The organism is Inquilinus sp. 2KB_23 (assembly GCF_052115705.1).
GTDB lineage: Bacteria > Pseudomonadota > Alphaproteobacteria > DSM-16000 > Inquilinaceae > Inquilinus > Inquilinus ginsengisoli_A.
In genome coordinates, this window is record NZ_JBFRHF010000032.1 from 39222 (window position 1) to 59321 (window position 20100).

General features: G+C 70.8%; 20 protein-coding genes. 11 read left to right on the forward strand and 9 right to left on the reverse strand.

Going from position 1 to position 20100, the window contains the following annotated elements:
• The first annotated feature begins 3 nt into the window (after window positions 1-3).
• Genes AB4112_RS30870 through AB4112_RS30880 form a run of 3 tightly spaced genes read left to right on the forward strand, consistent with a single transcriptional unit; the run spans window position 4 to window position 2931 of the window.
• Window positions 4-870, forward strand: coding sequence for a chorismate mutase (locus tag AB4112_RS30870; RefSeq protein WP_309801670.1), 867 nt, complete (start codon window positions 4-6; stop codon window positions 868-870).
• A 7-nt stretch (window positions 871-877) separates the two neighbouring features.
• Window positions 878-1981 carry a histidinol-phosphate transaminase gene (gene hisC / locus AB4112_RS30875; RefSeq protein ID WP_441725316.1) on the forward strand — a complete coding sequence of 368 codons (1104 nt, stop codon included), beginning with the start codon at window positions 878-880 and terminating at the stop codon, window positions 1979-1981.
• On the forward strand, window positions 1978-2931 hold the full coding sequence (locus AB4112_RS30880) for a prephenate/arogenate dehydrogenase family protein (protein WP_441725319.1): 954 nt from the start codon (window positions 1978-1980) through the stop codon (window positions 2929-2931). The genes hisC and AB4112_RS30880 overlap by 4 nt, the downstream gene beginning before the upstream one ends.
• A gap of 7 nt (window positions 2932-2938) precedes the next feature.
• Here the strand turns inward: AB4112_RS30880 and AB4112_RS30885 are convergent, their stop codons facing one another.
• Complete coding sequence (locus AB4112_RS30885; RefSeq protein WP_441725321.1) at window positions 2939-3949, reverse strand: DUF2125 domain-containing protein; 1011 nt, start codon at window positions 3947-3949, stop codon at window positions 2939-2941.
• A 125-nt stretch (window positions 3950-4074) separates the two neighbouring features.
• Between AB4112_RS30885 and AB4112_RS30890 the strand changes: the two genes are divergently transcribed.
• Window positions 4075-4662 (forward strand): gamma-glutamylcyclotransferase, encoded by a 588-nt coding sequence (locus AB4112_RS30890; protein WP_441725324.1) that lies wholly within the window; start codon window positions 4075-4077, stop codon window positions 4660-4662.
• A 7-nt stretch (window positions 4663-4669) separates the two neighbouring features.
• On the opposite strand, the gene AB4112_RS30895 is transcribed toward AB4112_RS30890, so the two are convergent.
• Both AB4112_RS30895 and AB4112_RS30900 read right to left on the reverse strand, forming a co-directional pair.
• Window positions 4670-6928 carry an adenosylcobalamin-dependent ribonucleoside-diphosphate reductase gene (locus AB4112_RS30895; protein ID WP_441725327.1) on the reverse strand — a complete coding sequence of 753 codons (2259 nt, stop codon included), beginning with the start codon at window positions 6926-6928 and terminating at the stop codon, window positions 4670-4672.
• 91 nt (window positions 6929-7019) lie between these two features.
• The gene (locus tag AB4112_RS30900; RefSeq protein WP_441725330.1) at window positions 7020-8198 is read right to left on the reverse strand and encodes a serine hydrolase domain-containing protein; all 1179 of its coding nucleotides are present in this window, start codon (window positions 8196-8198) and stop codon (window positions 7020-7022) included.
• Between the two features lie 80 nt (window positions 8199-8278).
• Between AB4112_RS30900 and AB4112_RS30905 the strand changes: the two genes are divergently transcribed.
• Window positions 8279-8893, forward strand: a complete 615-nt coding sequence (locus AB4112_RS30905; RefSeq protein WP_441725333.1) for a TetR/AcrR family transcriptional regulator — start codon at window positions 8279-8281, stop codon at window positions 8891-8893.
• 46 nt (window positions 8894-8939) lie between these two features.
• On the opposite strand, the gene AB4112_RS30910 is transcribed toward AB4112_RS30905, so the two are convergent.
• The 4 genes from AB4112_RS30910 to AB4112_RS30925 form a co-directional block, all read right to left on the reverse strand.
• Complete coding sequence (locus AB4112_RS30910; RefSeq protein WP_441725335.1) at window positions 8940-9293, reverse strand: hypothetical protein; 354 nt, start codon at window positions 9291-9293, stop codon at window positions 8940-8942.
• An 85-nt stretch (window positions 9294-9378) separates the two neighbouring features.
• Window positions 9379-10872: a hypothetical protein gene (locus tag AB4112_RS30915; RefSeq protein WP_441725338.1), complete on the reverse strand. Its 1494-nt coding sequence runs from the start codon at window positions 10870-10872 to the stop codon at window positions 9379-9381.
• Between the two features lie 83 nt (window positions 10873-10955).
• Window positions 10956-11711 (reverse strand): lysophospholipid acyltransferase family protein, encoded by a 756-nt coding sequence (locus tag AB4112_RS30920; protein WP_441725341.1) that lies wholly within the window; start codon window positions 11709-11711, stop codon window positions 10956-10958.
• 8 nt (window positions 11712-11719) lie between these two features.
• Entirely contained in the window at window positions 11720-12337 is a 618-nt protein-coding gene (locus tag AB4112_RS30925) for a YdcF family protein (RefSeq protein WP_441725344.1), read from the reverse strand.
• Window positions 12338-12539: 202 nt separating this feature from the next.
• Here AB4112_RS30925 and AB4112_RS30930 point away from each other — a divergent pair, with 202 nt between their 5' ends.
• Window positions 12540-13247, forward strand: coding sequence for a DUF3426 domain-containing protein (locus tag AB4112_RS30930; RefSeq protein ID WP_441725347.1), 708 nt, complete (start codon window positions 12540-12542; stop codon window positions 13245-13247).
• Window positions 13248-13264: 17 nt separating this feature from the next.
• Here AB4112_RS30930 and AB4112_RS30935 read toward each other — a convergent pair whose 3' ends face one another.
• Entirely contained in the window at window positions 13265-13600 is a 336-nt protein-coding gene (locus AB4112_RS30935; RefSeq protein ID WP_441725350.1) for a GIY-YIG nuclease family protein, read from the reverse strand.
• Window positions 13601-13672: 72 nt separating this feature from the next.
• Complete coding sequence (locus AB4112_RS30940; protein ID WP_441725353.1) at window positions 13673-14488, reverse strand: alpha/beta fold hydrolase; 816 nt, start codon at window positions 14486-14488, stop codon at window positions 13673-13675.
• A 382-nt stretch (window positions 14489-14870) separates the two neighbouring features.
• On the opposite strand from AB4112_RS30940, the gene AB4112_RS30945 reads away from it, so the two are divergent.
• The 5 genes from AB4112_RS30945 to AB4112_RS30965 all read left to right on the forward strand — a co-directional run bounded on the left by AB4112_RS30945 (window position 14871) and on the right by AB4112_RS30965 (window position 20062).
• Window positions 14871-16004 carry an ABC transporter ATP-binding protein gene (locus AB4112_RS30945; RefSeq protein WP_441725356.1) on the forward strand — a complete coding sequence of 378 codons (1134 nt, stop codon included), beginning with the start codon at window positions 14871-14873 and terminating at the stop codon, window positions 16002-16004.
• Between the two features lie 17 nt (window positions 16005-16021).
• Window positions 16022-17128, forward strand: a complete 1107-nt coding sequence (locus AB4112_RS30950) for an extracellular solute-binding protein (RefSeq protein WP_441725359.1) — start codon at window positions 16022-16024, stop codon at window positions 17126-17128.
• A 170-nt stretch (window positions 17129-17298) separates the two neighbouring features.
• Window positions 17299-18180, forward strand: coding sequence for an ABC transporter permease (locus tag AB4112_RS30955; RefSeq protein ID WP_441725362.1), 882 nt, complete (start codon window positions 17299-17301; stop codon window positions 18178-18180).
• Window positions 18180-18977: an ABC transporter permease gene (locus AB4112_RS30960; protein WP_441725365.1), complete on the forward strand. Its 798-nt coding sequence runs from the start codon at window positions 18180-18182 to the stop codon at window positions 18975-18977. The genes AB4112_RS30955 and AB4112_RS30960 overlap by 1 nt, the downstream gene beginning before the upstream one ends.
• Window positions 18974-20062, forward strand: a complete 1089-nt coding sequence (locus tag AB4112_RS30965) for an aromatic ring-hydroxylating oxygenase subunit alpha (RefSeq protein ID WP_441725368.1) — start codon at window positions 18974-18976, stop codon at window positions 20060-20062. Before AB4112_RS30960 ends, AB4112_RS30965 begins: the two co-directional genes overlap by 4 nt.
• Window positions 20063-20100: the final 38 nt, after the last annotated feature.

The window sequence follows — 20100 nt, forward strand, 5'->3', positions numbered from 1 at the left end:
ACGATGCCAGACACCCCCCAGACCCTCGAATCGTTGCGCCGGCAGATCGACGAGATCGACGATGCGATCCATGACCTGATCATGCGTCGCGCCGGGGTGGTCGGGGATATCGCCGCGACCAAAAGCAGCGACCGGGTGGCGATGCGGCCGGGCCGCGAAGCCACGATCCTGCGCCGGCTGGCCGCCCGGCACGAGGGCGCCTTCCCGCTGCCGGAGCTGACCCGGATCTGGCGCGAGCTGATCACCGGCTTCACCCGCATGCAGGGCCCCTTCGCCATCGCCGTCTATGCGCCGGAAGGCCACGACGACCTGTGGGACCTGGCGCGTGACCACTATGGCAGCCACACCCCGATGACCCCGGTGGCCGCGCCGATCCAAGCGATCCGCGCCGTGCACGAGGGCACCGCGACGCTGGCCGTGGTGCCCTGGCCGGTCGAGGCCGACGGCGACCCCTGGTGGCGCATCCTGTTCTCGGACGATCCGCGCACGCCCCGGATCGTCGGCAGCCTGCCCTTCGTGGTCACCGAGCGGCACCGCGACGAGCCGCTGGCGCTGGCCGTCGCCCATATCGAGCCGGAGCCGACCGGCGACGACCACGCCATGATCGCGGTCGAGGTCACCGGCGACATCAGCCGCAGCCGGCTGAAGCAGACCTTCGAGACCGTGGGGCTGCCGCCCGTCGCGTTCTGGACCCGGCAGGCCCGCACCGCCGAGGATCCGGTCATCCACCTGGTCGACGTCGCCGATTTCGTCGCCATCGACGACAGCCGGCTGCTGCGGCTGGCCGAACGCCTGCAGGAGGACCTGGCTCCCCGCATCCGCCTGATCGGCGGCTTCGCCACCCCGATCGCCATCGGCCGCCGGAGCTGACGAGACTATGACGACCATCCAAGCGCCGCGTCCGCGCCCGGGCCTGCTCGACATCGATCCCTATATCGGCGGCGAGGCCAATGCCGTGCCGCATCCGCGGCTGGGCCGGACCATCCGCCTCGCCTCCAACGAAGGCGCCTTCGGCCCCAGCCCGCAGGCGACCGCCGCCTATCGCGAGCTGGGCGGCGAGATCCACCGCTATCCCGACGGCGGCGCCTGCGCGCTGCGCGAGGCCCTGGCGGCGCGCTTCGGCCTGGACGCCGGGCGCATCGTGGCCGGCGCCGGCTCGGACGAGCTGATCGCCCTCCTGGCCAAGAGCTATGCCGGGCCGGGTGACGAGGTGCTGTACAGCCGCCATGGCTTCCTGATGTATCCGATTGCCGCCAAGGCGGTCGGGGCCACGCCGGTCGCGGCGCCGGAAGCGCAGCTTCACACCGATGTCGACGCGCTGCTGGCACGGGTGACGCCGCGCACCCGCATCGTGTTCCTGGCCAATCCGAACAACCCGACCGGCTACCTGCTGCCCCGGGCCGAAGTCGAGCGGCTGCACGCGGCGCTGCCGTCGGACGTGATCCTGGCGCTCGACGCGGCCTATGCCGAATACATCGACGATCCCGACTACAGCGCCGGCGCCGACCTGGTCGACCGGGCCGGGAACGTCGTGATGCTGCGCACCTTCTCTAAGATCTACGGCATGGGCGCGCTGCGGCTGGGCTGGGCCTATGCCTCGGCCGGCATCACCGACATCCTGCATCGCGCCCGCGGGCCGTTCAACGTCAGCGCCGCGGCGCAGGCGGCGGGTGTGGCCGCGCTGGCCGACCGGGATTTCGTGGCGAAGAGCGTCGCCCACAACGCCGAATGGCGGCGCTGGACCGCGGCGGAGCTGGCGAAGCTCGGCCTTGCGCCCCTGCCCTCCGCCGGCAACTTCCTGCTGGTCGATTTCGGCGACCGCGACGCCGAGGCGGCGCGCCAGCACCTGAAGGGCACCGGCATCCTGGTCCGCCAGATGGGCGGCTACGGCCTGCCGTCCTGCCTGCGCATCACCATCGGCACCGAGGACGAGATGCGGGCCGTGGTCGAGACGCTGGCCGAGCATCTGCGCGGCCGATGAGACCCGAGGCGACAGGCGCGGAACCGGCCGCGCCGATCTTCCGCCGGCTGGCGCTGCTGGGCATCGGGCTGATCGGATCGTCGGTCGCGCGCGCCGCCCGCAAGCACGGGCTGGCCGGCGAGATCATCGGCCATTCGCGCCGGCAGGAAACGCGCGACGAGGCCATGGCGCTGGGCTTCCTCGACCGGGTCGAGGCCGATCCCGCGGCCGCCGTGGCCGGCGCCGATGCGGTCATGATCTGCGCCCCGATGGGCGCCTATGAGCAGCTGGCGAAGGCGATCGCCCCGGCCCTGGCGCCCGGCGCCGTCGTCACCGATGTCGGCTCGGTCAAGGGCATGGTGGCGAAGACCATCGCCCCCTACCTGCCGGCCGGCGTGCACCTGGTGCCCGGCCACCCGATCGCCGGCACCGAGCATTCCGGCCCCTCAGCCGGCTTCGCCGAGCTGTTCATCGACCGCTGGTGCGTGCTGACGCCGGAAGCGGGCGTCGACCCGCAGGCGGTGGCCAAGGTCGAGGCGCTGTGGCGTGGCATGGGCATGATGGTCGAGAAGATGACCGCCGAGCACCACGACCGGGTGCTGGCCATCACCTCGCACATCCCGCATCTGATCGCCTACACCATCGTCGGCACCGCGTCGGACATGGAGGAGGCGACCCAGGCCGAGGTCATCCGCTTCTCCGCCGGCGGCTTCCGCGACTTCACCCGCATCGCCGGCTCGGACCCGGTGATGTGGCGCGACGTGTTCCTGACCAACAAGGACGCGGTGCTGGAGGTGCTGCAGCAGTTCACCGAAGACCTGGTCCGGCTGCAGCGCGCCATCCGCCGCGGCGAGGGCGACACGCTGCAATCCTGGTTCACCCGCACCCGCGCCATCCGCCGCGGCGTCGTCGACGCCCATCAGGAGGAGATGGAGCCGGAAAAGGCCGCGCGGCTGACCAAGGACGACTGAGGGCCCGTTACGGGGCCCAATGCACCTCGGGCAGCTTCGCGACCTGCATCGGGCCGAACGACACCTTGCCCTTCTCGATCGTGATCGGTGCCGTCACCGTGCGGGTGCCGTCCGCCGCCGGCTGGCCCGCCATCAGGTCGAGCCCGACCTTGGCGAAGCCGGCATCGCGCGCCTTCACCACCCCGGCCTGCTGCAGGTCGTCGATCACCGGGCCGTAGCCGCGGATCTTCGCCGTCAGCGTGCCCTGCGGCTGCAGCTTGTCGTCGAGGTCGAGGGTGCCGTCGGCATCGATCGTGAGCGGGCCCCAACGCAGCGCCATCTGGTCGACCCGCAGCTTGCCCCCGGCGTCGCGCCAAGCGGTCAGCTGGGCCGCGGTGGCGGCCTTCGGCAGCACGCCGAGCACGGTCAGCCGCGCCGCCAGCATGTCGACCCGCCGGCCCAGCGTGGCCAGGCCGAGATCCGGCGTCTCCACCCCCTCGATGTCGAGCGACAGCGTGGCGCCGGCCCCGGCCTCTTCCGGCGCCCGGTCGACCGACCCGTTGATCCGCGCCACCGGCAGCGGCGCCGGCAGCAGCCCGCCCGCCAGCTCGACCTGCGCCAGGGTCAGCTGCAGCCGCGTCGGCTGGCCGTCGGTTCCCATGCGGGCGCTGCCGCTGCCCGACCCCTTGACCAGGGCGGTCAGCGCCGGGTTGCCCGGCAGCGTCACGTGCTGCGGCGGGGCGATGGCGAAGCCGATATCCGGCAGGGTCCAGGGCTTGACCGTGGCGACCAGCCCGGCGGCGTCCCAGGCCAGGCCGTCGATCCGGCGCAGGCTGGGCGCCTGCGATTCGACGGTGAAGGTGAAGGGGAAGCCGTCGACCTTGAGCGCACCGGGATTGACCGTCATTCCGGGCGGCGGGTTGGCGGCGGAGGCCCGCGCCTGCGCCTGCACCTTGCCCGCGGCCCAGTACCAGCCGCCGCTCCAGCCGGCAGCGATCAGGGCGACGAGGGTGGCGGGGACGGCGACGATGCGGCGCATGGAGGATCCCGGACGATTTCACAGGCGGGCACGAGGCCGCGCCGCGGCCGCCCTGTCAAGCCGAAGCCGCAGAACGCGACACGAAGCCTCTCCCCTTCGCAGCTGCAAAACGCTACATCTGGCAAATGGCCGATGGTCATCACGACTGGAAGACACCGAACCTGCCGCTGACACCGGGCGAACCACTCTGGGTGTTCGGCTATGGTTCCCTGATGTGGAATCCGGGCTTCCCGCATCTCGAGCGGCAGCCGGCGGTGCTGCACGGTTATCACCGCCGCTTCTGCGTGCTGTCCCACCGCTACCGCGGCACCCCCGAGCGGCCGGGGCTGGTGCTAGGACTGGACCGCGGCGGCTCCTGCCGCGGCATCGCCTTCAAGGTCGCGCCGGACGACGTCCCGGCGGTGGTGGCCTATCTCTGGGACCGCGAGATGGTGACCGGTGTCTACCGCCCGAGCCTGAAGCAGATCCGCCTGCCGGCCGGCCCGGTCACGGCCTGCTGCTTCCTGGCCGACCGCCGCCACCGCCAGTATTGTGGCGCGCTGGATGCCGAGAAGACGGTGGCGATGATCCTGACCGGCGTCGGCATCAGCGGGCCGAACCGAGACTACCTGCTGAACACCGTCGAGCACCTGCACGAGCTCGGCATCCGCGACGCCGCCCTGTCGGCCCTGGCGGACCGGGTGGCAGCCGAGCCGGCGGTCGAGATCGCCTGACGCGCGGTCAGCCGCAGCGCGAATAGCCGCAATTCAGGCAGGTATCGCAGCCCTCCTGCCGGATCAGGGTCGGATGGCCGCATTTCGGGCAGGACCGGCCCGGCGGCCGCGCCGGTGCCGCGACCGCCTCGGCCGTCACCTCGACCGCGACCTCCGGCACCAGGCCCTCCGGCTTCTCCAGGAAGCCGGTCGCGATCATGTGCCGCTCGATGGTCTCGCCGATCGCGGCCAGCAGCGACGGCACGTAGCGGCCGCCCATCCATTGCCCGCCGCGCGGGTCGAACACGGCCTTCAGCTCCTCGACCACGAAGGCGACGTCGCCGCCGCGGCGGAACACGGCGCTGATCATGCGGGTCAGCGCCACGGTCCAGGCGTAGTGCTCCATGTTCTTGGAGTTGATGAAGATCTCGAAGGGCCGGCGCTGCCCATCCTGGACCGTGTCGTTGAGGGTGACGTAGATGGCGTGGTCGCTGTCCGGCCAGCGCAGCTTGTAGGTCTCGCCCGGCAGCACCTCGGGCCGGGCCGCGGGCGCGCCGGGCGCCGGCGTCTCGGCTCGCACATCCGCCGTCCTGGGCCGCGCCTCCAGCACCGCACCGGTGATCGCGTTCGGCCGGTATGTGGTGCAGCCCTTGCAGCCCAGCGCATAGGCCTGGGCATAGATGTCCTTGAAATCCTCGAAGGCGAGGTCTTCGGGGCAGTTGATGGTCTTGCTGATCGAGCTGTCGATCTGGCGCTGTGCCGCCGCCTGGATGGCGAGGTGATCGGCCGGCGCCAGGGTCTGGGCGTCGACGAAATGGTCGGGCAATGGCGCGTCGGCGCCGTGGATCTCGCGATACAGGCGGTAGGCGAAGTTCTCCACCGTCTCGGCCCGGCGGGTGCCGTCGGGCAGCAGCACGTTGCGGGTGTGGGTCCAGGCGAACACTGGCTCGATGCCCGAGGCGACGTTGCCGGCGAACAGCGAGATGGTGCCGGTCGGCGCGATCGAGGTCAGCAGGGCGTTGCGGATGCCGTGCTGGGCGATCAGGGCGCGGATGTCCTCGGGCAGCTCGACGACGCCGGGGGCGGCCAGGAACCGGTCGCGGTCGAACAGCGGAAACGCCCCCTTCTCCGCCGCGATCTCCGCCGAAGCGCGATAGGAGTGGCGCTTGATCGCGCCCAGCCAGTCTTCGACCAGCGCGGCCGATTCGGGCGACCCGTAGCGCACCCCCATCATCAGGAAGGCGTCGGCCAGGCCGGTGACGCCGAGGCCGATGCGCCGCTTGGCCTTGGCCTCGGCCGCCTGCTCCGGCAGCGGGAAGCGCGAGACGTCGACGACATTGTCCATCAGTCGGATCGCGACCGGCACGATCTCCGCCAGCGCGTCATGGTCGAAGGCGGCCTGCGGCGTGAACGGGTCCCGCACCAGCGTCGCCAGATTGACCGAGCCGAGCAGGCAGGCGCCATAGGGGGGAAGCGGCTGCTCTCCGCACGGATTAGTGCTTTGAATTTGCTCGCAATATTGCAGGTTGTTCTGGGCGTTGATGCGGTCGATGAAGATCACGCCCGGCTCGGCCGAATCATAGGTCGAGCGCATGATCCGGTCCCACAGCTCCCGCGCCGGCAGGGTGCGGAAGACGCGGCCGCCGAAGACTAGGTCCCACGGCCCGTCGGCCGCGACCGCCGCCATGAACGGGTCGGTGGCCAGGACCGAGAGGTTGAACATGCGCAGCCGCCCGGGGGTGCGCTTGGCCTCGACGAAATCGACGATGTCGGGGTGGTCGCAGCGTAGCGTCGCCATCATCGCGCCGCGGCGGGACCCTGCCGACATGATGGTCCGGCACATCGCGTCCCAGACATCCATGAAGGACAGCGGACCGGATGCGTCGGCGCCGACGCCGGCGACCAGCGCCCCCTTCGGCCGCAGGGTCGAGAAGTCGTAGCCGATGCCGCCGCCCTGCTGCAGCGTCAGCGCCGCCTCGCGCAGATGGGCGAAGATGCCGGACATGCTGTCCGGCACCGTGCCCATGACGAAGCAGTTGAACAGGGTGACGTCGCGCCCCGTGCCCGACCCCGCGAGGATACGGCCGGCCGGCAGGTAGCGGTGGTCGCGCAGGATGCCGAGGAAGCGTTCGGTCCACAGCGCCGGGTCCGATTCGGCAGCGGCCACCGCTGCGGCGACGCGGCGCCAGCTGTCCTCGACGGTCAGGTCCACGGGGGTGCCGTCCGGCCGCTTCAGCCGGTACTTCATGTCCCAGATCTGGGTCGCGATATCGCCCGGCTCGGCCACGCTGGACCTCCCGCAGAACGGCGTACCCCCAAAGGATGGGGGTACGCCCGGACCGGGTCAACCAGGGTTCGTGGCAGCCCCCAGGGCGCCGCTATTCCAGCCCGGCATAGATCGCGGCGCGCATCTCGGCGACGAATCGGCCGTTCATGCCCTCAGGCGCGGTGTTGGTCAGGCCGACGACGCTGAGCCGCTTCGCCGGATCGACGAACCAGCTGTGGCCGTAGACGCCGCCCCAGCGCCAGGTGCCGGCGGTCATCGGCACCCCGGCCGCGGCGGGGTCGGTCACCAGCGCGAAGCCGTAGCCGAAGGTGGTGCCCGGCGACTCCGGCATCGCCAGCCCCGGGATCTGGCTGGTGGCCATGGCCTGCACCGTCTCCGGCTTCAGGATCGGCGCGCCGCCGCGGCGCAGGGCCTCGAGAAACACCAGGAAGTCGCCGGCCGTACCGGCCATGCCGGCGCCGCCGGAGGGGTAGGAGGCCGGGTCGAAGATGCGGCCGGGCGCATAGCTGAGCCCGGCGAAGGGCCGCGTCGCGGGGATGACGTGGTGCTCGCCCATCCGCACCGGCCCGGCCTCGTCATCGGCATAGGCCACGGCCAGGCGCGACCGGTCCGGCGGGGCGAAGCCGGTGTCGTTGAGCCCGAGCGGTTCGGTGATCCGGCGACGCACCAGCTCTCCCAGGCTTTCACCGGCCGCCCGCTCCAGCGCGGCGCCGAGCACGTCGAGCGCCACCGAATAGGACCAGGCCGCCCCCGGGGCGAAGGCCAGCGGCGCCGAGACGATGCGGCGCAGATTCTCGGCGAAGGAGCGGCCCGGCGCGTCGAGCCCATCGGAGACGCCGGCGCGGTGATAGGGGCCGTCCGCCGGCTCGGCGAAGCTGTAGATCAGGCCGGAGGTGTGGGTCAGCAGGTGGTGGATGGTGATCACCGGCTCGCTGCCGTCGGCCAGCTTGGGCCGGAAGTCGGGCAGGAACTTCGTCACCGGGTCGGCCAGGGCGACCCGCCCCTCCTCGACCAGCCGCAGCGCGGCGGCGGTGACCATCGGCTTGGTCAGCGAGGCGTAGAGGAACACCGTGTCCTCACGCACTGGCCGCCCGGCCTCGCGGTCGGCCAGGCCGGCGGCGCGGCGGTATACCAGTTGGCCATCCTGCGCCGCCAGCACCACCGTGCCGACGATGCGCTTCTCCGCCAGCGCCCGGTCGATCGCGGCATCGATCCCTCGCGACAGGGCCGGATCGGCGGTCGGCGCGGCATCCAACAGGGCGGTCGTCATCGCAGGACTCCATTTTCGGATGGATCGCTACGAAATATGATCGCAGAGTGTTCGTCAACCAGATTTTCAGACCGATCGCTATGAAAACAGATCCGCCGCGACCCCGCGGCCGCCCCCGGGGCTTCGACCGCGACGCCGCGCTGGACCGGGCGCTGCCGGTGTTCCGGCGCCAGGGCTATGAGGGCGCGTCGATCGCCGACCTGACCGCGGCCATGGGCATCACCACACCCAGCCTGTACAGCGCCTTCGGCTCGAAGGAGCGGCTGTACCACGAGGTGCTGGACCGCTATCGCGCCGATCCGCAGCGCGCCGCCCCTTGGGCGATGGCGGCGCCCACGGCGCGCGAGGCGATACAGTTGATCCTGGAGGGCTCGGCCCGCGACTTCAGCGATCCGGCCCAACCGCCCGGCTGCATGATCTCGACCGCCGTCCTGACCTGCGCCCCGGAGAACCGGCCGGCGGCGGCGGCGTTGGCGTCGATGCGCGGCAACACGGTGGCGCGCCTGCGCAGCCGCTTCGCCCGCGCCCTGGAGGACGGCGAGCTGCCGCCCGGCACCGACCCGGACGAGCTGGCGCGGTTCTACGGCGCCATCATCCAGGGCCTGTCGGTGCAGGCGCTGGACGGCGCCACGCACGAGGACCTGCTGAAGATCGTGCGTCGGGCGATGGCGGCGTGGGACTTCGCGGATCGCTGACCCGGTCGATCGATCGGGGGCAGGTGCACGGAGTCTGGATGACGACCTAGTCGCCAAGCGTCTGTCTGATCAGCGCCGCGATCTGGTCGGTCCCCAGGGCCTTGAGCTCCTCGAATGCCGCCGCCGTGAACTCCTTCTTGCCGTTGCCTTCCCCGTAGAGTTGGTAGATGCCGTTCTCGAGATAGAGCATGAAATAAAATCCGTGCGCCGGATTGCCGATATCCGCCGCGATAACAAGGGTCGAGTGGTCGGAGCAGCTGTAGAGCTGCCACGGACCGCCACCGAACGTCTTATGCAGCGGCCCGAAATCGCATTTGAGAGGCACCTTTGGCGTGGCCTCCGCTGCCAAAGCCGGTGCCGTTAGGGCGGCCAGCATCAGGCCGACGACAAGCAGCCGCATTGCGACGCCTCGCACTCGAAGGTGATGTCTTCGCCAGCTTACCGCAAAGCCGTCTCGACACCCATTGCCCGAATCGCTCGCCCTGCTAGTCCGGCAGGGCCACCGGTTTGGCGGCGGCCAGGGGCGCGCGCAGGCGGTCGGGGTCGTCGTAGCGCCACAGCGGGATGCCGGCACAATGCTCGACCCGGTCGGGCATGCCGTAGCGGGCGACCACCGCGTGCAGGTTCAGCCCGTCCATCAGGATGAAGGCGAAGGCTGGCGCGCCGGCACTGCCGACCCAGTCCCGCCCGGCCCAGTCCTGGTTCATGATCCAGTGATAGGGCGCACCGTTCCGCGCCACCTGGGCCGGCTGGATGCGGCGGCCGGAATGCAGCAGCAGCGGCTTGGCCCACCAGTAGCTGGCGAGGCCGGCGATCGGCTCGGCCGGCGCGAGGCAAGCCAGGACCGGCGGCGGCTGGATCCGCGCCGCCAGCTGGTCGGGACGGGCCCACAGCGCCGCGCCGAGCACCAGCAGCACCGCCAGCCCGGCGCCGATCGGGCTCAGCCCGGGCCGCGGTCCGACCCATTCAGCCGCGAGATGGGCGACCCACAGCGCTGTCAGGAACAGCCAGGGTTGGAAATAGCGCAGGAAGGAGTCGTCGCGGAAGATGCCGAACAGCACCACCGCCAGCAGGGTGGCGAGCGAGGCGGCGGCGACAAAGAGCGCGATCCGGTCCGCTGCCGCGATCTCGCGGGCGCCCGCCGCCAGGCCGCGCAGCACCGCGACCGCGCGGATCACCGGCAGCAGGGCGAAGGCGATCAGACCGAAATTGACCGCCAGCCCGGCCACGTCTCCACGCCACAGCACGCCGCCGAGGCGGGACAGGCCGTAGCCGATGCCGAGGTCGAGCTGGCGGCGGTAGATCCCGTTCAGCGGGTTGATCCAGCCCTGCAGCAGGAAAGCCGCCAGGGCCGCGGCAGCGACCACGGCCGCAGCGGCCAGTGCGGCGCGACGGGTCTGCGGCGCCCAGGCGCAGAGCAGCGCCAGCGCCAGGGCCGGCGCCGCCGCATAGGGCAGGACGAAGCTGTCCGACAGCACCCCGGCGAGGATCAGGACCGCGAGCCCGGCCAGCGGCCAGGGGCCGGGGCGGTCGAGCTGGCGCAGCAGCAGGGCCAGCACCGCGGCGGCGATCAGGATGGCGCCGAAATGGAAGGTGGCGACGAAGGGATAGATCAGCCAATAGAGCGCGTAGAAGCCGGCGAGGCCCCAGCCGAAAGCGAAGAGCGCGGCCAGCAGCACGGCGAGCGCCACCAGAGCCAGCGGTGCCGAGCGGCCGCCGGCGGCACCGTGCACCGCGATGCCGAGCAGCAGGTAGAGCCCGAGCTGCAGCGCCGCATTGAGGCCGATCGCCTGGCGGAAATCCGCCGCAGCCAGATCGGCCAGCCCATAGACCAGCATGTCGGGGAAGACATAGGGGCCGGGCGTCAGGTGCCAGCCACGCAGCGCATCCAGGCCGCGATGGAGGTCGTCGAACAGCGCCGGAAGGTACAGGGCGTCGGCATTGTCCAGCAGATCGGCGGCGCCGGGCAGGCGCAGCACCAGCGCCGTGGCCAGCAGCGACAGGCCGGCGACGGCCAGGAGCAGCAGGAGCCCGCGCAGCCGCCGCCCTGGCGCGATCGGGGTCAGGCCGGGGCGGCCGCGCTGGTCGGGCGCACGGTCGGCGGGCCGCCGGCGGCGACGGACAGGCGCTCCGACGCCGTCTCCAGCTCCTCCTCCAGCCGGCGCATCATCTCCTCGCGCTTCAGCCCGGCGGGGATCGGCGGCAGGAATTCGACCGTGATGGTGCCCGGCCGCTTGCGGAAGGCGCGGCGGCCCCAGAACACGCCGGAGTTCAGCGCCATCGGCACCACCGGCACGCCCAACCCCTCATAGAGGGCGCCGACGCCGATGCGGTAGGGCCGCCAGGTGCCGGGCGCGGTGCGGGTGCCCTGGGGGAAGATCGCGATCGGCCGGCCTTCCGCCACGCGCGGCCTGGCCTGCTCGATCATCTCCTTGACCGCCCGGCTGCCGGCGCCGCGATTGACCGGGATCATGCCGGTGCGCACGAGGTAGCGGCCCCACACCGGCACCTTCAGCAGTTCGGCCTTCAGCACGATCGCCGGGTCGCCCAGCAGCAGGTGCAGCTTCAGCGTCTCCCAGGCCGACTGGTGCTTGGCGGCGACGATGCAGGCGCCGGCGGGCAGGTTCTCGCGCCCGACCACGCGGTAGTCGATGCCCAGCACCGTCTTCTCCAGCCAGTGCACCACACGCAGCCAGACGAAGATCCAGGCCATCATCGTGCGGTGCGACAGGAACAGCGACGGCAGCAGCGCGAAGCAGCACACCGCCGTCCAGCCGAAGAAGAGCAGGTTGAAGAGGGCGGAGCGCAGGATGGTCATGGCTTCCGCTATATCCCGCCAAGGGTGACGCGCGCCAGCGCAACCAGGAATTTATTGTATTCGGAGACGATCAGCCGCGCCGTTCCGGGCCAGGCCCACCAGCGCTCGAGATGCACCGTCCCGGGGTCGACCGGCTGCCGCCGGATCTCGATCTCCGGCATCGCGGCGCGGAATTCCAGCATGGCGCGCGGCATGTGGTAGTTCGAGGTCACCAGCCGCAGGCTGTGGAAGCCCTGCGCCCGCATCCACTCCGCCGCCTCCTGCGCATTGCCGATGGTGTCGTCCGCGGCGTAGCCGAGGTCGACGCAGCAGCGCAGCGAATCATCGGTCGGGCCGAGGGCGAACAGCTCCTCCAGCCGCACGTCGCGATGCACGCCGCTGACCAGCAGCCGCTCGGCCACGCCGCGCGCCAGCAGGTCGAAGCCGACGCGCAGCCTTTCGCTGCCGCCGGTCAGCACCACGATCGCGTCGGTGTGGTCGGGGTCGACCTCGCCGCCGCGCTCGGCCTGCGCCACGAACCAGCCCAGGCCGAGCGACCAGGCCGCGGCGAGGACGAGCAGCACCAGCAGCGCCCGGCGCAGGCGGCGGCGCCAGGGCCGGGGTTTGACGGGCGGATCGGCGGTCATCGACATCGGACGGAAGATTGCTGTGGCACCGGGCTGGAAGTGACGGCGCCCGGACAGGAAGGGGACGGATCGTGGCAAGATTATGCGTTGGCGTCATCGCCTGGATGAAGCGGCCGGCGCCATGCCTCCAAGTCGTTCCCGTCACTCACAAAATCGCCTCGGATGATATAGGCATCGGCGGATCGGCATGCGATAACGCGGCATGATCGTCACCTGCCCCAGCTGTTCGACCCGTTATCTCGTCGACCCGGCGGCGATCGGCCATGACGGCCGGCGCGTCAAATGCGCCCGTTGCGGCCATTTGTGGCGCGAATCCTCGGTCGAGGTCGTGGCGGCGGCGCCGGCATCGCCGCATTCCGTGCTGGTCGGGCCGGCGGCGGCGCAGGCCGCCCCGGCCGCGGCCGCCGGCCAGATCCGCAACCTGCCGGCGGTGATCGCGCCGCGGCGGCGCGACGGCCCCGCGGTCGGCGTGGCGCTGGCCGTGCTGCTGATCGGCGGGCTGGCTGGGGTCGGCTATTTCGCGCGGGACTCGATCGTCCGCTTCTGGCCGCCGGCGATCCAGCTGTACGACACCATCGGCGTGCCGGTGGCGGAGCCGGTCGAGACCGGGGCGCTGGGCCAGGGGCTGGTGCTGCAGGAGTTGCAGGTCCGCCGCATCGCCGGCGCCGGGCTGGAGCAGGTGGTGGTCACCGGCCGGGTCGAGAATCGCGCCCTGGTGACCCGCCCGGTGCCGCCGATCGAGGTGCGCCTGCTGGATGGCAGCCGCACGGTGGTGGCGCGCTCACCGCTGACCGTCGCCACATCATCCCTGGCGCCGGCGCAGTCGGTCGATGTGGTGGCGACGATCGAGACCACGCCCGACGCCGCCACCCGGATGGAGATCGGCGCCCAGACCGCGACGGCGCCGTAGGGTCGAGCCCACCCGACCTAGATGGTGGTGGCCCGCAACACCGTGGCCCAATTCACAAGCCGGTCCTTCAGCGCCCGCTCGCGCACATAGGCGATGTCCTCGTCCTCGAGCTGTTCGAGAATCGCGAAGGCGAACGCTTCCGGGCCATGCGCGCGCCAGGCGGCCTGCAGCGAGCGGTGCGGATTGCTGCCCTGGCGCAGGGTGAACCACAGACGGTTCTGGATCGTGGCCAGGTCGGGCGCCCGGCCGACCCAGCATTCGCCCGACGATTCGCAGCGGACCGCATAGATGCCGGCCGCGACCGTCCGTTCCTTATAGGCATCCACCACTGCCTTGCGATCGTCACCCTTCATCCGTGCCCCCTTCGAACTGATGCCGGATCCGTACTCCGAGGCATCAGGAAACGCAATATCACCCGGGTGAATTCAGGCATTTCCCTCAGCCCGGATGAACCCCAGCAGGTCGCGGGTGAAGCGGTCCCTGTCGGTCAGGAACAGGCCGTGCGGGGCGCCGGGATAGATCCCGAGCCGGCTGCCGGGAATCGCCGCGGCGATGGCGCGGCCGCAGAGATCGGCCGGCGCCAGCTGGTCGGCGTCGCCCTGGAGGATCAGTGCCGGCACCCCGATGTCGCGCAGATCGGATCGGAGATCCACGGTGGCATTGGCGCGCTGGCAGCCGATCGCCGCCCACAGCGCGGTCTGCAGCGCGAGGTCGAGGCCCCAGCGCGCCAGCTCCGGCGAGCAGTCCGGTCCGAACAGCGCCGTGGCGTTGGCGGCGTAATAGGCCGGGCGGTCCGCCCGCATGCCGGCGATGGCATGGTCGAACACGGTCCGCCCGGCCTCGTCGGCGGGAAGCGCCAGGGCGGGACATGGTGCCAGGGGTGCCGCCAGCACGATGCGGGCCACCCGGCCGGGGCCGTGGCGCGACAGGCACCGGGCGATCTCTCCCACCGCCATGGAATGGCCGACCAGGGTGACCTCGCGCAGGTCGAGCGCGGCCATGACAGCGGCGAGGTCGTCGGCCAGCGTGTCGAAATCATAGCCGTCGCCCGGATGGTCGGACCGGCCATGGCCGCGCCGGTCATAGGCGATGCAGCGCAGCCCGGCTTCGGCCAGGTCCGCCATCTGGTACTCCCAGATGTCGGCATTCAGGGTGAAGCCGTGGATGAACAGGACGGGCCGGCCATGGCCGCATTCCTGCAGGTGAAGCCGGGTGCCGTCGGTGGTTTCGATCATCGGCATGGTGTGCGCCTCCCTGGGAGAAGACACCGATCTGGCCCCAGACTGGATATGAAAGCGATTACCCCAGGGGTAACGGCAGGTTACCCCAGGGGTAACGGCAGGTTACCCCAGGGGTAACGGCAGGTTACCCCAGGGGTAACGCCGACCTCGTGATCGGCGGCAGTGGCAAGCCTGACCTCATTTCACCTCAGTGAAAATTCTCGATCTGCGCTTGCCGTCCCCGAAAGCCGCGGCCTTCCTCATGTCCCAGCCGAGGCTGCGGCCGACGCCGCGAGCCGGTGGAAAATGGGCTTGACAGTCTCTCGGCCTCCCGGCCAGGCTTCTTTCACAAAAATGAAAATCTGCCACCTGACAGGGGGTGAGATCGATGCTGATGCGGGCCATGCGATCGCCGGCGCCGTCACCCGAGGCCGCGCCCCGGGCGCACAGCCTGGCCCTGGCGCGGCTGTCCCGCAGCTACGGCCCGATCCGCGCCGTCGACGACGTGTCGCTGGACATCCCGAGCGGTGAGTTCCTGACCCTGCTCGGCCCCTCCGGCTCGGGCAAGACCACCCTGTTGATGATGATCGCCGGCTTCGTCGCGCCGACCGCCGGACGGATCGCGGTCGACGGCCGCGACGTCACGGCGATGCCGCCGGAGAAGCGCAACTTCGGCATGGTGTTCCAGGGCTATGCCCTGTTCCCGCACATGACCGTGGCCGAGAACATCGCCTATCCCCTGCGGGTGCGCGGCCTGGGGCGGGCCGAGATCGCCGCCAAGGTGGCCGCAGCCATCGCCCGGGTGCGGCTGGACGGGTTCGACGACCGCCGGCCCCGGCAGCTGTCGGGCGGCCAGCAGCAGCGCGTCGCGGTCGCCCGCGCTTTGGTGTTCGACCCCGACATCGTGCTGTTCGACGAGCCGCTGGGCGCGCTGGACCGCCAGCTGCGGGCCGAGATGCAGCTGGAGCTGAAGACGCTGCACCGCGACCTGGGCGCCACCTTCATCCTGGTCACCCACGACCAGGACGAGGCGCTGTCGATGGCCGACCGCGTCGCGGTGATGGAGCGCGGCCGGCTGGTCCAGGCCGGCGCGCCGGACGAGCTGTACGAACGCCCGCGCAACCGCTTCGTCGCCGAGTTCCTGGGCAAGAGCAACTGCCTGGCCCTGCGCATGTCCGGCCGGGACGGCGCGCTGATCCGGCTGGAGAGCGCCGGGGCCACCGTGCTGCATCATGGCCCGGAGACACCGGCACTGGGCCGCGCCGTGCTGCTGGCGCTGCGGCCGGAGAAGCTGCGGGTTTCGGCGCAGGAGCCGCGCGAGCTGGCCAACCGGGTGCCCGGCCGCATCCTCGACATCGCCTATCTCGGCGCCACCCGACAGGTGGTGGTCGAGACCGACGCCTTCGGCCCGCTGACCGCGACCGGCTTCGCCTGGGAGGCGGCGGCGGACCTCGGCCTCGGCGCCACCGCCTGGGTCAGCTGGGCGCCGGAGGCCACCGTGCTGATCGAAGACGAAGCCGACGGCAGTTCGGCCTGAACAGACAGGGGGCAATCATGACGGCATCTCGGTATCGCGCGGATCTCGCCGCCATCGCGGCGGAGCGGTTCGCGGACGGACACATTGACCGGCGCAGCTTCCTGGCCGCGCTCGGCGCCCTCGGCGTCACGCCGCTGCTCGTCTCCGGCCCCGCCGGGGCGGCGGCGCAGGAGGTGGTGGTGGTGAATTTCGGCGGCGACGCCGTGCCGGCCTGGGGCAAGGCCTGGGGCGAACCCTTCACCAAGGACAGCGGCATCAAGGTCACGGTGCTGGGCGCCGAACCGACGCCCGGCGCGATCAAGGCGATGATCGACAGCGGCAATGTGGTGTGGGACTGCACCGACGCCGACGGCTTCTACCTGCCGATCCTGAGCAAGCAGGGTCTGATCCAGCCCTATGACTACAGCAAGGTCGACAAGGCCAAGGTGCGGCCGGAATTCGTGTTCGACTACGGCTGCGCCACCTACATGTATTCGACTGTCAACGCCTTCAGCCTGGACAAGACCGGCGGCAAGACGCCGAACGGCTTCAAGGACTACCTCAACTTCAAGGACTTCCCGGGCAAGCGCGCCATCTACAAATGGCTGGTCGGGTCGCTGGAGGCGGTGCTGATCGGCGCGGGGGTCGAGCCGGACAAGCTGTATCCGCTCGACGTGAAGAAGGCGTTCGCCATCATCAAGGACAACCGCGACCAGTTCCTGCTGTGGGGCGGCGGGGCGGAAAGCCAGCAGCTGTTCCGCGACGGCGAGGTGACGATGGGGCCGATCTGGTGCACCCGCGCCTCGGTGCTGGACCGCGATTCCGGCGGCAAGATCACCTGGACCTGGGACCACGGCATCGTCGCCCCCGGCGTGCTGCCGGTGCTGGTGAAGAACCCGGCCGGCGCCGCCGTCTTCGACTTCATCGCCTCGACCCAGACGCCCGCGCGGCAGGTCGAACTCCTGAAGCTGCTCGGCAACGGCCCGGCCAACCCGGCGGCGAGCGCCAGCCTGACGCCCGACCTGCAGAAGATCGACTGCGGCTACGAGCCCAACTTCAAACGCCAGATCCCGATCGACAGCGCCTGGTACGCCGAGAACTACGACACCGTGCAGAACGACTTCCTCGACCTGATGGCGGGTTGAGGGATGATGCCAACGGCCTTTGAGATCCCCGCCTCAGCCTTTCCTCGTCATGGCGAGCCCCGCAGGGGCGTGGCCATCCAGGGCGGCTCGCACCGGCCCCTGGATGGCCACGTCGCTTCGCTCCTCGCCATGACGGGTCAATGGTTCGGGCTGCGTTTCGGGCCGCCGGCATGACAGCACGCGCCGCCCTCGACAGCGCACCCCCTGCCGTCGCCCGGCGTCGCACGCCGGCGTCGGCCTGGGCGCTGGTGCTGCCGCTGATGACGGCGCTGCTGCTGCTTTACTTGGTGCCGCTGGCCAACATCCTGTGGATCAGCGTCACCGATCCCGCGCCCGGCCTGGGCAACTACCAGCGGTTGGTCGATTCCGACGCGATGCAGCGGGTGCTGTGGACCACCTTCCGCATCGCGGCCTGGACCACGGTGTGCGCGCTGCTGCTCGGCTACCTCGTCGCCTATGTCATGCTGCATGCGACGCCGCGGCACCGGCTGTGGATCACCGCCTTCGTGCTGGTGCCGTTCTGGGTGTCGGTGCTGGTCCGCGCCTTCGCCTGGCTGACCCTGCTGCGCAGCGGGGGGTTGGTGAACGGGGCGCTGGCCGGGCTGGGGCTGATCACCGAGCCGCTGCCGCTGGTGCGCAACGAGTTCGGCGTGCTGGTCGGCATGGTGCATTACATGGTGCCCTATGCCGTGCTGCCGCTCTATGCCGGGATGAAGGGCATCGACCCGGCCCTGGGCGCCGCGTCGCGCTCGCTCGGCGCCGGGCCGCTGCGCACCTTCCTCGAGGTGTTCCTGCCGCTGTCCCTGCCCGGGATCTTCGCCGCCGGCCTGCTGGTCTTCGTGCTGTCGCTCGGCTTCCTGGTCACGCCCGCGATCCTGGGCGGCGGCAAGGTGGTGATGATCGCGGAATATGTCCGGCTGCAGATCTTCCAGACCGTGCGCTGGGGCGTCGGCACCATGATGGCCTCGGTGCTGCTGCTGTCCGTCCTGGCGCTGATCGCCATGCTGTCCCGGGTCGTGGATGTCCGCCGCCTGTTCGGGGGAGGGGCCTGATGCGCTGGTCCGTCCTGGTCGCCCTGTGCTGGGCCGTCCTCTTGTTCCTGATGCTGCCGACCCTGGTGGCGATGCCGCTGTCGGTGACGCCCAACCGCTATCTGTCGCTGCCGACCGACGGCATCTCCTTCCAGCATTACGAGACCCTGTTCGGCGACCCGGTCTGGCGGTCGGCGATGCTGCAGAGCCTGGGCATCGGCCTGGCCGTCACCGCCCTGTCGGTGACGCTGGGCACGCTGGCGGCGATCGGGCTGTGGCGGCTGTCCTCGGGCTTGGGCGAGCTGGCGCGAATGCTGGCGCTGGCGCCGCTGATCGTGCCGCCCGTGGTCTCCGCCCTCGCCTTCTACCGGTTCTTCGCCGATCTCGGGCTGCTCGACAGCTTCGCCGGGGTGATCCTGGCCCACACGCTGCTGGCGGCGCCCTATGTGCTGGTCACGGTGTCGGCGGCGCTGGCCGCAGTCGACCCGCGCCAGGACCAGGCGTCGCGCTCGCTCGGCGCCTCGCAGTCCCAGACCGTCCGCTGGGTGATCCTGCCGCAGATCCTGCCCGGCATCCTGGCCGGCGCGGTGTTCGCCTTCCTGACCTCCTGGGACGAGATCGTGGTGACGCTCTTCATCGCCGCCCGCGCCGTCTACACCCTGCCGCGGAAGATGTGGGACGGCATCAACGACCAGGTCGACCCGACCATCGCCGCGGCGGCGACGGTGCTGTTCGCCGTCACCCTGCTGCTGGTGATCCTGCAGATCCTGCGCGCCGGCCGGGAGCCGGCGTCTTCCGACCGAGAGGTTGTGCGATGACCGAGACGAGCCCGGCCGAGACGGCGCCGGAAGGCTTCACCTGGACCCTGCCGGCGGCCTGGTACCGCGACCCGGAGCGCTACGAGCAGGAGCGCACGCGCATCTTCGCCCGCAACTGGATGCTGTTCACCTGGTCGGGCCGGCTGCAGGCGCCCGGCGACTATGTCACCGGCACCGTCGCCGGCTATCCCGTCTTCGCCATCCGCGGCGAGGACGGCCAGGTCCGCGCCTTCCACAATGTCTGCCGCCATCGCGGCGCCCAGCTGCTGACCAAGCCGGAGGGCCAGTGCCCGCGGCTGGTGGTCTGCCCCTATCACAGCTGGAGCTACACGCTGGACGGCAAGCTGAAGCGGAACCCCGATTTCGGCTCGGCCGCCGCCTTCGATCCGGAGGAATGGGGCCTGTTCCGCATCGCCGCCGAGGAATGGCGCGGCCTGGTGTTCCTGCGGATCGAGCGCGAGGGCGAAAGCCTGCGCGACTGGCTGGGCCCGATCGACGCCCTGGCCACCGACTATCCGCTCGAGCAGCAGCACTGGTTCGCCGAGAAGAACCGCGACTGCGAGGTCGACTGGAAGACCTACGGCGAGAACTACCTGGAATGCTACCACTGCCGGACCATGCATCCCGGCCTGTGCGCGTCGCTGGACATGGACCGCTACAGCATCGACGTGCATGGCGATGCCGGCATGTTCCACCTGCACGCGCCGAAGCGCGACGGCGGGCTGACCCGCGGCGTCTACTTCTACCGCTTCCCGTTCCTGATGCTGAACCTCTACGACTGGGGCAGCTCGATCGCCACGATCGAACCGCTGGGCCCCGGCCGCCTCCGGCACATCAACTGGTACTTCTTCACCGATGTCTCGCCGGAGAAGGCGGAGGAGAACCGCCAGTCGATCGCCTGGTCGGCCCAGATCGTCAGCGAGGACCTCGACATCATCACCGGGGTGCAGCGCAACCTGAACGCCGGGATCTACCAGCGCGGCCCGCTGTCGCCGAAGCACGAGCACGCGGTGCTCGGCTTCCAGGACATGGTCCGCCGCGGCATGGACCACCCCGCCCCGCGCCACCGCGCCGCCGCCGAATAGCCGCCCTTTCCCGGCCCGTCCTTTCGCCGAAAGACCGA

Coding starts and splice junctions, on each gene's coding strand:
- AB4112_RS30885 (WP_441725321.1), bottom strand. CDS start 3,949: ATGCGCCGCATCGTCGCCGTCCCCGCCACCCTCGTCGCCCTGATCGCT.
- AB4112_RS30900 (WP_441725330.1), bottom strand. CDS start 8,198: ATGACGACCGCCCTGTTGGATGCCGCGCCGACCGCCGATCCGGCCCTG.
- AB4112_RS30965 (WP_441725368.1), top strand. CDS start 18,974: ATGACCGAGACGAGCCCGGCCGAGACGGCGCCGGAAGGCTTCACCTGG.
- AB4112_RS30930 (WP_441725347.1), top strand. CDS start 12,540: ATGATCGTCACCTGCCCCAGCTGTTCGACCCGTTATCTCGTCGACCCG.
- AB4112_RS30950 (WP_441725359.1), top strand. CDS start 16,022: ATGACGGCATCTCGGTATCGCGCGGATCTCGCCGCCATCGCGGCGGAG.
- AB4112_RS30925 (WP_441725344.1), bottom strand. CDS start 12,337: ATGACCGCCGATCCGCCCGTCAAACCCCGGCCCTGGCGCCGCCGCCTG.
- AB4112_RS30880 (WP_441725319.1), top strand. CDS start 1,978: ATGAGACCCGAGGCGACAGGCGCGGAACCGGCCGCGCCGATCTTCCGC.
- AB4112_RS30890 (WP_441725324.1), top strand. CDS start 4,075: ATGGCCGATGGTCATCACGACTGGAAGACACCGAACCTGCCGCTGACA.
- AB4112_RS30960 (WP_441725365.1), top strand. CDS start 18,180: ATGCGCTGGTCCGTCCTGGTCGCCCTGTGCTGGGCCGTCCTCTTGTTC.
- AB4112_RS30935 (WP_441725350.1), bottom strand. CDS start 13,600: ATGAAGGGTGACGATCGCAAGGCAGTGGTGGATGCCTATAAGGAACGG.
- AB4112_RS30945 (WP_441725356.1), top strand. CDS start 14,871: ATGCGATCGCCGGCGCCGTCACCCGAGGCCGCGCCCCGGGCGCACAGC.
- AB4112_RS30910 (WP_441725335.1), bottom strand. CDS start 9,293: ATGCGGCTGCTTGTCGTCGGCCTGATGCTGGCCGCCCTAACGGCACCG.
- AB4112_RS30905 (WP_441725333.1), top strand. CDS start 8,279: ATGAAAACAGATCCGCCGCGACCCCGCGGCCGCCCCCGGGGCTTCGAC.
- AB4112_RS30870 (WP_309801670.1), top strand. CDS start 4: ATGCCAGACACCCCCCAGACCCTCGAATCGTTGCGCCGGCAGATCGAC.
- hisC (WP_441725316.1), top strand. CDS start 878: ATGACGACCATCCAAGCGCCGCGTCCGCGCCCGGGCCTGCTCGACATC.
- AB4112_RS30940 (WP_441725353.1), bottom strand. CDS start 14,488: ATGCCGATGATCGAAACCACCGACGGCACCCGGCTTCACCTGCAGGAA.
- AB4112_RS30955 (WP_441725362.1), top strand. CDS start 17,299: ATGACAGCACGCGCCGCCCTCGACAGCGCACCCCCTGCCGTCGCCCGG.
- AB4112_RS30920 (WP_441725341.1), bottom strand. CDS start 11,711: ATGACCATCCTGCGCTCCGCCCTCTTCAACCTGCTCTTCTTCGGCTGG.